Annotated in this window: 13 protein-coding genes, 1 pseudogene and 1 other annotated feature; of the genes and pseudogenes, 5 read left to right on the top strand and 9 right to left on the bottom strand. The window is 66.3% G+C overall.

Annotation, left to right across the window (positions count from 1 at the left end; translation table 11 throughout):
* On the top strand, positions 1–505 hold a 505-nt coding region (locus tag D107_RS0113095; protein ID WP_018881649.1), incomplete at its 5' end, for an IS256 family transposase.
* Between the two features lie 227 nt (positions 506–732).
* Here D107_RS0113095 and mnhG read toward each other — a convergent pair.
* From mnhG to D107_RS0113140, 9 genes are all read right to left on the bottom strand, one after another.
* Positions 733–1,128 carry a monovalent cation/H(+) antiporter subunit G gene (gene mnhG, locus D107_RS0113100; protein WP_018866902.1) on the bottom strand — a complete coding sequence of 132 codons (396 nt, stop codon included), beginning with the start codon at positions 1,126–1,128 and terminating at the stop codon, positions 733–735.
* On the bottom strand, positions 1,121–1,396 hold the full coding sequence (locus tag D107_RS0113105; RefSeq protein WP_026279247.1) for a monovalent cation/H+ antiporter complex subunit F: 276 nt from the start codon (positions 1,394–1,396) through the stop codon (positions 1,121–1,123). The genes mnhG and D107_RS0113105 overlap by 8 nt, the downstream gene beginning before the upstream one ends.
* A 15-nt stretch (positions 1,397–1,411) precedes the next feature.
* The gene (locus D107_RS0113110; RefSeq protein ID WP_018866904.1) at positions 1,412–1,885 is read right to left on the bottom strand and encodes a Na+/H+ antiporter subunit E; all 474 of its coding nucleotides are present in this window, start codon (positions 1,883–1,885) and stop codon (positions 1,412–1,414) included.
* The gene (locus D107_RS0113115) at positions 1,882–3,378 is read right to left on the bottom strand and encodes a Na+/H+ antiporter subunit D (protein WP_018866905.1); all 1,497 of its coding nucleotides are present in this window, start codon (positions 3,376–3,378) and stop codon (positions 1,882–1,884) included. Before D107_RS0113115 ends, D107_RS0113110 begins: the two co-directional genes overlap by 4 nt.
* The gene (locus tag D107_RS0113120) at positions 3,375–3,722 is read right to left on the bottom strand and encodes a Na+/H+ antiporter subunit C (protein WP_018866906.1); all 348 of its coding nucleotides are present in this window, start codon (positions 3,720–3,722) and stop codon (positions 3,375–3,377) included. The genes D107_RS0113115 and D107_RS0113120 overlap by 4 nt, the downstream gene beginning before the upstream one ends.
* Entirely contained in the window at positions 3,722–4,147 is a 426-nt protein-coding gene (locus D107_RS0113125; RefSeq protein ID WP_017942333.1) for a Na+/H+ antiporter subunit B, read from the bottom strand. The genes D107_RS0113120 and D107_RS0113125 overlap by 1 nt, the downstream gene beginning before the upstream one ends.
* A complete protein-coding gene (locus D107_RS0113130; protein ID WP_018878876.1) occupies positions 4,144–6,444 on the bottom strand; it encodes a putative monovalent cation/H+ antiporter subunit A in 2,301 nt (766 codons plus the stop codon). The genes D107_RS0113125 and D107_RS0113130 overlap by 4 nt, the downstream gene beginning before the upstream one ends.
* Positions 6,445–6,647: 203 nt before the next feature.
* Positions 6,648–7,316 carry a TIGR04211 family SH3 domain-containing protein gene (locus D107_RS0113135; RefSeq protein ID WP_018875777.1) on the bottom strand — a complete coding sequence of 223 codons (669 nt, stop codon included), beginning with the start codon at positions 7,314–7,316 and terminating at the stop codon, positions 6,648–6,650.
* Between the two features lie 141 nt (positions 7,317–7,457).
* On the bottom strand, positions 7,458–8,792 hold the full coding sequence (locus tag D107_RS0113140) for a hypothetical protein (protein WP_018881650.1): 1,335 nt from the start codon (positions 8,790–8,792) through the stop codon (positions 7,458–7,460).
* A gap of 203 nt (positions 8,793–8,995) precedes the next feature.
* Between D107_RS0113140 and D107_RS0113145 the strand changes: the two genes are divergently transcribed.
* From D107_RS0113145 to D107_RS14220, 4 genes and pseudogenes are all read left to right on the top strand, one after another.
* The gene (locus D107_RS0113145) at positions 8,996–9,310 is read left to right on the top strand and encodes a hypothetical protein (RefSeq protein WP_018866910.1); all 315 of its coding nucleotides are present in this window, start codon (positions 8,996–8,998) and stop codon (positions 9,308–9,310) included.
* 162 nt (positions 9,311–9,472) lie between these two features.
* Positions 9,473–9,985 (top strand): 3-hydroxyacyl-[acyl-carrier-protein] dehydratase FabA, encoded by a 513-nt coding sequence (fabA, locus tag D107_RS0113150; protein WP_018866911.1) that lies wholly within the window; start codon positions 9,473–9,475, stop codon positions 9,983–9,985.
* 483 nt (positions 9,986–10,468) lie between these two features.
* Positions 10,469–10,687, top strand: a complete 219-nt coding sequence (locus D107_RS14215; RefSeq protein ID WP_081619313.1) for a hypothetical protein — start codon at positions 10,469–10,471, stop codon at positions 10,685–10,687.
* Between the two features lie 281 nt (positions 10,688–10,968).
* A pseudogene (locus D107_RS14220) lies at positions 10,969–11,486 on the top strand (transposase); the annotation flags it as partial.
* Positions 11,247–11,363, top strand: a sequence feature (AL1L pseudoknot). (Overlaps the previous pseudogene by 117 nt.)

The following is an 11,486-nucleotide window of genomic DNA, read 5'->3' on the forward strand; positions in this document are numbered from 1 at the left end:
AGGGCTGCGCCGGGCCATCCTGGAGATCCTCCCGGAAGCGGTATGGCAGCGCTGCTATGTGCACTTCCTGCGCAACGCCCTGGACCACCTGCCGCGCAAGGCCGACGACGACTGCCTGCAGGAGCTGCGCTGGCTCTACGACCGCCGGGATCTGACCGAGGCCCAGCGCGATCTGGCGGCCTGGCTGGAGCGCTGGCAGGCGAAGTATCCCCGCCTGTGCGACTGGGTGGAGGACAACATCCAGGAGACGTTGACGTTCTACCGCCTGCCGCGGGCCCACCACAAGCACATGAAGAGCACCAACATGCTCGAGCGGCTGAACGAGGAGATCCGGCGCCGGACCCGGGTGGTCCGGATCTTCCCCAACACCCACAGCTGTCTACGTCTGGTGCGGGCCCTGGCCGTCGAAATCCACGAAGGCTGGCTGGAGGACAACCGCTACCTGAACATGGATCTGCTCAAAGAACACAAGAAGATCTTGCTCCGGCAGGCCGAGGCCGCCTGAGCCATACGGACCAACCGAACATGGCCGACTCATTTCTGCACAACTTGACGCACACAACCGCTCTTGCTGACGCCGGAGATCCCGGCTCTGCGCTTCACCCCGGCCGGGTGACCGCATGGCCTCCGAACGCAGACGGGTGTCCTCTCGCCCCGGCCGCGCCGGCCCCAAACGAACGAACCCCGCGGCATGGCCACGGGGCTCGCTGGGTATGCCGAAAAGCATCGGTCTCAGCGCGATGCGTCGTCCCGATCCTCGGGCTCGTGCATCTCCGGCGGCGAAGACAGGGTGTGAGTCTTCTCGTCGTAGCGTCCCTTCAGCTCGTCGGTCTTGCTGTGTTCCCACAGCGGGACACCGACGAAATAACCCGCGCGCCCGATCGCATGGGCGGCCACCGGCGCGGTCAGCAGCAGGAAGCCGATCACCGCCACCGCGCGCGTGGTCACGCCGCCGTCACCGAAGTACACCGCGACCCCGACCATCATCAGGCCAGCCCCCAGCACGCCCGCCTTGGTGGTCGCGTGCAGGCGCATCGGCAGGTCGGGCATGCGCACCAGGCCCAGCGCCGCCACGACCATGAACGCCGCACCCACCACCAGAAACAGCCCCGTGAAGAACTCAGTCATCGTCGCGATGCCCCCCTTTCTCCAGGTAACGGGCAAAGCCGACCGCCGCGAGGAACGCGGTCAGCGCCAGCACCATAGCCACGTCGATGAACGGGGTGCGGCCGCTGGAGATTACATACACCGCGATAAAGCCGATCGTCAGCGATGCGATCAGTTCCAGCGCGACCACGCGATCGGGCAGGGTCGGCCCCAGATACAGCCGCCAGAACCCCAGCAGCAGGGCGATACTCAGCAGCACATTGGAAGCGATGATGGCGATATCGAACATCTGCATCCCCTGCGCCTAGCGCAGGACCTCCAGCGCGCGGTGTTCCAGGTACTTGATGGAGCGGATCACCTCGTCCCGATCCTCGATGTACATCACGTGGATGTACAGCACCTTCTTGTCGGTGGACACGTCGAGGCTCAGCGTTCCCGGGGTCAGCGAGATCAGGTTGGCGACGATGGTGATCTCGCCATCGGTCCTGGCATCCAGGGGGAAGGCGATCACGCCCGGCACCATGTGGTGGGTCGGCGTCATCACGTCATACGCCACCTTCAGATTGGACAGGAACAGCTCCCAGAGGAAGTAGCCAATGAACGCGATGAACTTGGGCACCCGCCGCGCGTAGCTCGAGAAACCCGGCTTGTCGCGCAGCGCGAAGGCCAGCAGCACATAGCCGAGGAAGAACCCCACGAGCAGGTTGCCGGTGCTGAACGTGCCGGTCAGGAAGACCCAGATCAGGGCCAGCGCGATATTCCAGGTCAGCGCGATCATGGCTGTGCCCCCAGTACCGCCTCGATGTACTGCGACGGATCCAGCAGCTGTTCGGCCGACATCAGGGCCATCTGGTAGATCGGCTCGCCGTACAGGCCAATGGCCACGGTCATCAGCGCCAGCATGATCACCGGGAGCCACATCCAGATCATCGGACCGGAGGTCACGTCATCGGTCTCCACGCCTTCCGGCTGCGCCTTCCAGAATACCTCGGCCCAGATCTTGATCATCGAGTAGAGCGTCAGCAGCCCCACCACCAGCGCGACCGCCACCACCCAGTAGGCCTCGGCCTCGATGCCCGCGCGGATGATGATGAACTTCGCGAAGAACCCGGACAGCGGCGGCAGCCCTGCCAGCGACAACGCCGGGATCAGGAACAGCACACCCAGCATCGGATTCGTGCGGTAGATCCCGCCCATCTGCTTCAGCTCGTGGGTGCCCTTCATCACGAAGGTGATCCCGCTGATCAGGAACAGATTCGCCTTCACGATGATGTGGTGCATGATGTAGAACACCCCGCCGACCAGCGCCAGCGGCGTAAACAGCGCCAGCCCCATGATCATGTAGCCGATCTGGCTGATGATGTGGAACGACAGGATGCGCCGGAACTCGTAATGCGCCGCCGCCCCGAGCACGCCGGTCAGCATGGTCGCGGCCGCGACCCACAGCAGGATCTCGTGGGTGTAGTCCACGTCCTGATTGAAGATCAGCGTGAACACGCGGAACAGCGCATATACCCCGACCTTGGTCAGCAGACCCGCGAAAAGCGCGGATACCGCGACCTTGGGCGTGTGATAGGAGGCCGGCAGCCAGAAGAAGAACGGGAACGCCGCCGCCTTCACCCCGAAGGCGACCAGGTACAGCATCGCGATCACGGTGATCAGCCCGGTGTCCTCCACCGTGGCCAGCTTGTCCGCGATGTCGGCCATGTTCAGCGTGCCGGTCAGACCATAGGTCAGGCCGATCGCGGTCAGGAAGATCATCGACGACAGCAGGTTCAGGGTGACGTACTTGATCGCCCCCTCCATCTGCGCGCGTTCCCCGCCCAGGATCAGCAGGGCGAAGGACGCGACCAGCATCACCTCGAACCACACGTAGAGGTTGAAGATGTCGCCGGTCAGGAAGGCGCCGTTTACCCCCGCCAGCAGCAGGTGCAGCAGCGGGTAGTAGCCGAACTTCTCCGACATCTTGCCGATGCCGGAGAGCGAATACAGCGCGGTGGCAAAGCCGATGATCCCGGTCAGCACCACCATGATCGCGGCCAGCATGTCGGACACCAGCACGATCCCGAACGGAGCGGGCCAGGAGCCCATCTCCATCACCACATGGCCGTGCTCCCAGGTATCCGCCAGCAGCCAGACGGAGACCGCCAGCATTGCGCCGGTGCCGAGCACGCCAAGCGAGCGCTGCGCGAAGTGCGAGCGCCAGAACATTACGGACAGTGCGCCGAACAGCAGCGGCAGCACGACCGGAAGGGCTACCGACATCATCATCGATCGGTGTCCTTCATCTGATCCATGTCATCGGCCTGCACCACCTCGTAGGCGCGGTGGATCAGCACCACGGCGAACGCCAGCACCCCGAACCCGATCACGATCGCGGTCAGCACCACGGCCTGGGCCAGCGGATCGGCGGATACGCCCTCGGGCACCGTGTCGCCCGGCGCGATCAGCGGCGGCGCACCGGAGGTCATGCCGGCCACGGTGAAGATCAGCAGGTTGGCGGCATTCGACAGCAGTACCAGCCCGATCACCAGCTTCACGATCGAGCGGCGCAGCATCATGTAGATGGCCGCGGCATACAGGCCGCCCACCACAAAGGCCATGACGACTTCCATCAGTCTTCCGCCTCCGCGAGGTTCAGCATGATGGTCAGCACGGACCCGATTACCACCAGGTACACCCCGATATCGAAGATCAGCACGGTGGAGAGCTTCATCTCGCCGAACAGCGGCGCGGTGAACTCCCACCACTGGGCGGTGAAGAAGGCCTCCCCGCGGAACACCCCGGGGATCGCGCTGATCACGGCCAGCACCATGCCAACGCCCAGCACGTCGCGCGGGTCCACGCGCAGCACCTTGCGCGCCGACTGGATATCCATCGAGAACAGATACAGCACGATCGCCGCGGCCGCGACCAGGCCGCCGATGAAGCCGCCTCCCGGTTCGTCATGACCGCGCAGCAGCAGGAACACGGAGAACAGCAGCAGCAGCGGCAGCAGGAAATGCCCCGCGGTGCGCAGGATCAGGGAATGCATGTTCATCGGCGGTCCTCCGCGCGGAAACGCAGCATCGCGTACACCCCGATCGCCGCCAGCGCCAGCACGAAGATCTCGCCCAGCGTATCCAGCGCACGGAAGTCCACCAGGACCACGTTGACGATATTGCGGCCATAGCCGGAGGGCACCGACTCGTCAATGAAGTACTGCGAGATCGACGGGAACAGGCGCGCATCCAGGGTGCTCAGGATCAACAGCGTGATCATGCCGCCCATCACCAGCGCGATCCCGGCATCGCGCACCCGCAGCGCGGTGGACGACAGGTTCAAGAAACCCGGCAGGCGGAACAGCACCAGCACCAGCAGGATCACGGTCAGGGTCTCGACCAGCACCTGGGTAATACCGACATCCGCCGCGCTGTAAAGCACGTAGACCAGGGCCACGGTAAAGCCCAGCGACCCCAGCGCCGCCACCGCCCCCAGACGCGAGCGCGTCAGCACCGCGAACAGCATCGAGGCCACCAGGATCGCCAGGATCGCGACCTCGTGGATCTTCAGCGCGGCCCAGTCGAGGCCGCCCACGCCGACGTCGAACAGCTGCGCCGTCACCCCGACCAGGCCCGCGGTCATCGCGACGATCACGATCACGTAATAGCGCAGATAGCCGTTCTGCAGCACGCGGGTCTGCCACTCCGACAGTGCCACCAGGCCGTCCATCATCTTGAAGTAGCCCTTCTCCGGGCCGTATTCGGCCGCGCGATCCACCCACGCCAGCGCGCGGCGCGCCTGCTCCCAGCGCCAGTACAGCACCCCACCGGCCACCAGGCTGAACGCGGAGATCGCCAGCGGCCAGTTGATCCCGTGCCACAGCGCCAGGTAGCCATCCACCGGCGCGCCCTGCACGCTGGCCGCCGCGGCATTGATCAGGCCTTCGTCCGCCAGTCCCGGGCCGAGACCGAAGATCAGCCCCAGACTCGCAAGCACCGCCGGGCCGGCGAGCATGGCCACTGGAGCGTCATGGTGCGGCGTCTTCGGCGTATCCACCTTGGGCCCGAACCACGGGCGAATACCGACGATCGCGGCCACCGCGACCCCCAGGATCGCGGTCAGCACCGCCAGCAGCGCGAGGATGCCGCCCAGGCTCGGGGCATCGAGCACGGCCTCCAGCATCAACTCCTTGGCGACGAACCCGAACAGCGGGATCACACCCCCCAACGACAGCGCCGCGAGAATCGCGAACGCGGCCGTGACCGGCAGCGCGCTGCGCAGCCCCCCGGTCTGCAGGAAATCCTTGGCACCGGCCTCGTGATCCAGGATACCGGCGACCATGAACAGCGCGCCCTTGTACAGCGAGTGCGCCAGCAGGAAGGCCATCGCCGCCATCAATGCGGTTTCGGTGCCGATCCCGATCAGCATGGTCAGCGTACCCAGGGCCATCACCGTGGAGTACGCCAGCACCTTCTTCACCCCGGTCGAGCGGAAGGCCAGGAACACACCGGTGAACATGGTCACCGCACCGAACAACGCCAGCGTGGTGAACCAGATGTCGGTGCCACCCAGCGACGGGTTCAGGCGCGCCAGCAGGTATACGCCGGCCTTCACCATGGTCGCGGAGTGCAGGTAGGCGGAGACCGGGGTCGGCGCAGCCATCGCGCGCGGCAGCCAGAAATGGAACGGGACCTGCGCCGATTTGGTGAAGGCCCCGATCAGGATCAGCAGCAACAACGGCAGGTACAGCGCATGCTCGCGCACCACGTCGCCGTTGTTGAGGATCTCGGACAGCTCCCAGGAACCGCCGGCCATCGCCAGCATGATGATCCCGGCCAGCAGCGCCAGGCCGCCGCCCACGGTGACGAACAGGCCCTGCAGGGCGTACTTCCGGGCGTCCGCGTTCTCGTGGTTGTAACCGATCAGCAGATAGGACGTGATGCTGGTCAGCTCCCAGAACACGAACATCGCGACCAGGTTGTCCGCCAGCACCAGCCCCAGCATGGAGCCCATGAAGGCCAGGATGATCACGTAGAAGCGCCCGAGGTCACGGTCCCCCTCGAGGTAGCGCCCGGCGTAGGTGACGATGAAGAAGCCGATGCCCGAGATCAGCAGCGCGAACAGCAGCGACAGCCCGTCCACCAGGAACGAGAGCTGGATATCCAGCCCCGGCAGCCAGGGCCAGGCCAGCACGATGGACTCGCCACTGGAGACCGCCGGCAGAAAGCTCAGGAAATAGACGAACAACGCGGCCGGCAACAGACCCAGCACCCAGCCGCTGGCACGGCCGGTCAGGCGGTGCACCGCGGGGGCGGCTGCCGCCAGCAGGAACGTTGAGATAATTGCGTAGAGCATCCGGCCAGCTCAGTCCTTTTGGTTCCGGGCCAAGGACGCGGCCCGCGGCCACGCGTACAAATCGTTCCGTCGCAACCGAGACAGGCCGGCACCGACCGGCGCATGCCCGTCTCGAACGGTCGCGGAAGCCTACTGACTTGGGTGGGACCGCGCAAGAAACGTGATGTTCCTCGCGCGGACCGTTCCGGGAAACGCGCTGCCGGTCAGACCCAGTCGCTGCGCCGCCTGCGCGTGGGGATGCGCGTCAGGATAATGCCCAGGATCACCGAACCCACGGTGACCAGGGCCCCGGTCATGAACCACTTGCGCTGGCTGTCGGCCTGCATCACCTCGACCTGACGCCGATACTCGTCGGCCGAATCGCGGGACTCGATCAGTTCCTGCTCCAGCCGGCGGTTCTCGCGTTGAATCTCCTGCGGCCGCTCCGCGATATCCCGCAGCTCTTCCAGTTCCGACTCCATATCCGCGATCCGGGCCTGGAGTTCATCTCGCTCGGTCGTCAGTTCGTTGCGCCGGTCCAGCAACTCCGCGATCCGGCCCTCCTGATCATCCGCACCGGAACGGATCTCGGCCAGCTCGGCCTCGACCTCGGCCAGGCGCTCGCGGGAGTGCGGCTCGTCCTGCAAATAGCGGGTCAGGATCCACGCCTCGTTGCCACTGGGCAGCCGCACCCGGCTCCAGCCGTCACCGGACTGTTCCATCACCGTGACCGGCTGCCCGGCGCGCACCGCACTGACAATGCGGTTCTGGTTCGAGGGGCCGCCGCGCACGCCGACCTCGAGTTCCTCACTGACATAGCGCGTCTGCTGCGCGGCCGCCCCGCTCCAGGCCACCAGCATCACGCTCCCCAGAACCAGCGCCATCACGCGCATCGACCACCGTTTCATCGTCATTTCCGCTGCCATCTCTTGATTCGCCGGGATCTCCGGCGCCGCATTCTACAGGGGGCAGAAAGCAGCGCACGCAAAGCCGTACCGGGGGTTGATCGAGTTCACATTCCGGCTTCCTGACACTTACACGAACCGCTCGCGCACGGCCCGCGAGGGGAACGTGATCAGATCAAATGCCACCGGAAGCAGACGCCGCACTTGCGCCGCCGCGACCGCCAGCAGGTACAGGATACCCGCTAGCACCGCCAGCACGAGCGTCAGCAGGCCGCCCAGAATAACCCGGGTCGCCTGTAGCACCCCCACCAGCCAGATCGGCGCCAGCGCAACGATCAGGGGTACCAGAAGGCCCAGAACCGCGCCCACCGACTGCTCGAACAGGTTCAGGGTCGGCGGCAACGCGTCGCCCCCGGCCAGCAGGGTATCCATCAACTCCTGACGATACGCCACCCACTCCAGATGAAAGCCGCCCAGCGCGGAGATCAGCGCGAGCACGGCCAGCGCAACGCCTGCCACCACCACCAGCGCCCGGCGCACGCCCTCACTACCATCCATCATCGCCTGCGGCAGCAGACGGGACACGCCGCGGGCCTCGGCCAGCAGCCAGCCGGAGACCGCCGCGGCCCCCAGCAGGGTCGCCACCACCAGATCCGGGAAGGCCACCCCGCCGGCCTCCAGCGAGGCCGGAAACTGCGTCCCCAGGGCCGGATCGAACAGCCGCTGGTACACCACCACGGCCACCGCGGTCAGCACCAGCCCGGCCGCGCCCAGCAGCCACTGACTGCCGGCCTGGGCATACGCGGGCAGGTGCCGCTGCGCCGGATGGTCCCGGTTCTCGCAGTTCGCCAGACCGTTATCCAGGCGCTCGCCCTGGCGTTGCAGGTCGGCCAGGCGCCGGTGTACCTGTTCCAGGCGCCCGGTCAATTCGTGCAACGGGGCTTCCAGGCGTCGCCGCGCCGACAGCAGGCCACGCGCCATCTGTCGGTGCTCCTCCATGCCGAGCCGTGCAATCCGCAACACCGTTTCCTGCATGTCCTGCGCCAGGCGCTGCCCCTGCGGGCTGTCGCCCACCGGCGTGCTCGCCAGAGCCTCCAGGCGGCTGACCCAGCCGGGCTCGGCGGAAAGACGCCCCTCGTCGCGGGCATAGGCATCCTCCAGCTGGCGCAGGGTCTCGTGAACCTGCTGGCGCAGATCGGGGATCTCGGCCAGATCGTGGCCCACCAGGCGAGCGTAACGCCGCTCCAGGGCATGGACCGCCACATGAACGCGTTCGGCCTCCAGCCGGGCCAGGTGGGCGTGGTGCCAGCGCTGGGTCGCGTCGCGCAGATGCAGCACCTGCCGCCGGAGGGCACACGTCAGGCGTGTCACGCCGCCGGTCAGCCCCACCAGCAAGCGGCGCAAGGGCCGCCGTGCCAGGTCCAGCACCACGATTGCGACCACGATCCCCAGCACCCACAGCATTACAGTGACGGCCACGACTCCCCCTCGCTTGTTGTTCTTTCAGGCATGGTCCGCGCCCGCCACCTCGGGCGCAACTCCGGCCCCACCAACCGGTTGCCTGATTATGTCGAATCGTTCCGGTTCCCGTCTCCACGCCGGGCCAATCACGCTCAAGTTTGCCGCGCCCGCGCCGATACCCGAATTAAATCCCCGGAGACCTCGCGATGCTCAGCCTCGACCTCATGCCGGCACCCGAACCGGCCCGCACCGAGAACCCCGCCTGGCTCGACGCCGGCTTCACCGCCGGCTGGCTCCCGGCCTTCCGCAACCGCCGCACCGGCGAGGTTCGCGCCAGCCACCTGGAAGACGGGCGCCTGGCCTGTACCCACATCCTGGATACGGTCCCGACCGCGTGGGTGGCCGAGCACGACGATCAGGGCCGCCCCGGCGCCCTGATCGCCGACATCCAGGCCGGCTACCTGCGCGGCGACCGCTTCTTCACCCTCGCGGAACTGCTACGGTATCCCTCCGACGCCTGATCCGGGGCACGCAGAGCTCTCGACAGGTTGTCCCAGGACGTTCCGAGGACAACCTAATCAGCCCCACCCCCGGGGCTGTCGGCGCACCGCCGAATCCCGTCGCAATTGCTTTTGCGCGCGGGTTTCGGTCCAATACCGGCCTTTTCCCCGAGCGGCGCTCCCATGCAGAAGAATCAGTACGATCGCGACGAACTCCTGGCCTGTGGCTACGGCAACATGTTCGGTCCGGGCAACGCCCAGTTGCCGGTCCCCAACATGCTGATGATGGACCGGGTCCTGGAGATCAACAGCGACGGCGGCCAGTACGGCAAGGGCGAGATGATCGCCGAGCTGGATATCAATCCCGACCTCTGGTTCTTCGCCTGCCACTTCCCCGGCGACCCGGTGATGCCCGGCTGCCTTGGCCTCGACGCCATGTGGCAGCTGGTCGGCTTCTACCTCGCATGGCTCGGCAATCCGGGACGCGGGCGCGCCCTGGGGGTGGGCGAGGTCAAGTTCACCGGGCAGGTCCTGCCGACGGCCAAGAAGGTCACCTACCATATCGACATGAAGCGCGTGATCTCGCGCAAGCTGGTCCTCGGCATCGGCGACGGCATCGTCAAGGTCGACGGCCGCCCGATCTACGAGGCCCACGACCTCCGCGTCGGCCTGTTCACCTCCACCGAAAACTTCTAGCCCCACCGGCTCCCACCATCACAAGCGCGGGAGCCGGTGTTCTTCGCCCTCTCACGTTTCCCTGCCTTCTACCCGCCGCCTGCCTCGTGGTGGCTGGTCCTGGAGTGGCATCCGGTGTTTACGAGCCTTCGGTCCGCGTACCGCCGATTGTTGGCTAGGCCTGGTTCGGCATCCGGTGTTTATGGTGCCTTCGTCCGGCCACCTGCCAGGCGCTGACTCGCCAGCGCGCCCCGAGGTACTTCTTTGCTCGTGCAAAGAAGTACCCAAGAAACACGCCCGACTGCCGCGACCCCGGCCCGCTGCGCGGGCCGGGGTTTCCCTCGCTCCGAGGGTTTTCGCGGGCGGCGCTGAACTCGCTGCGCCTGCGGCTCCGCTCAGACATCCAGCGCCTCTAATCCCGCGAAAACCCTCTCCGCTCGGCGCGACGACAACGGGGGTTCAAGGTCAAGACAACAGCCGTCCCGACGGTCGTGCCAGTGAAGGATGGCAAGGTCTTCGCACATCTTGGGCACGCTCGGCCTTCGGCCGTTGCTTGCCGCGCCCGCGCAGCGGGCGCCAGGGGCTTTCGGACGGCGTTGCCTATGGTTAGGCATAAAGGTGGGGATTTGTTCGGATTTGACCTTCGCTTCCCGTATAGAGCCCCTTGCGGAAGGGTTCTCGGGCCGGCCCGTTTTCTATAAATTCGGGGCGCTGGATGTCTGAGCGAAGCGCAGCGCAGCGCAGCGAGTTCAGCGCCGCCGGCCCGAGAGCCCTGGAGCAAGGTTCCCGGGCGGAATCCGGGTGCCCTTTTTGGGCACTTTCTTGGGCAAGCAAGAAAGTGCCTCGGGGCGCGCTGGCGAGTCAGCGCCGGGCAGGCGGCGGACCGGAGGCACCGTAAACACCGGAGGACGAACCAGGACCAGCCACAGAAAGGCATGCGGCTGAACAAAGTCTTGAACCGTACCGACTTTTCCGGAGGCTCTGATCCTTGGGAGGATAGAGCGATGAGTGAGACGACACGGTATAGCCCGGAGGTCCGGGAACGGGCGGTGAGACTGGTGTGGGAACACCAGGAGGAGTACCCATCCCAGCATGCGGCGATCCAGTCGATTGCACCGAAGATTGGCTGCACGGGCGAGACGCTGCGGCTGTGGGTCCGCCGCGCGGAGCGCGAGCGGGACGATGCCTCGGCGTTGTCGGATAACGAACGGGCACGCCTGAAGGCGCTGGAGCGGGAGAACCGCGAGCTCAAGCGCAGCAACGAGATCCTGCGCAAGGCCTCGGCGTTTTTCGCCCAGGCGGAGCTCGACCGCCACGAGAAGTGATGCGGGCGTTCATCGACGCCCATCGCGAGGCCTACGGGGTCGAGCCGATCTGCCGCGAGTTGCCGATCGCCCCGTCGACCTACTACGAGCACAAGGCCCGGGAACGGGATCCCGGGCGGCTTCCCGCCCGCGTCCGGCAGGACGCGGCGCTGGACGTGAAGATCCGCGACGTCTGGGAAGACAACTTCAGGGTCTAC

Origin of the sequence: Thioalkalivibrio sp. ALE30 (genome assembly GCF_000377465.1) — a bacterium.
In the GTDB taxonomy this organism is placed as follows: domain Bacteria; phylum Pseudomonadota; class Gammaproteobacteria; order Ectothiorhodospirales; family Ectothiorhodospiraceae; genus Thioalkalivibrio.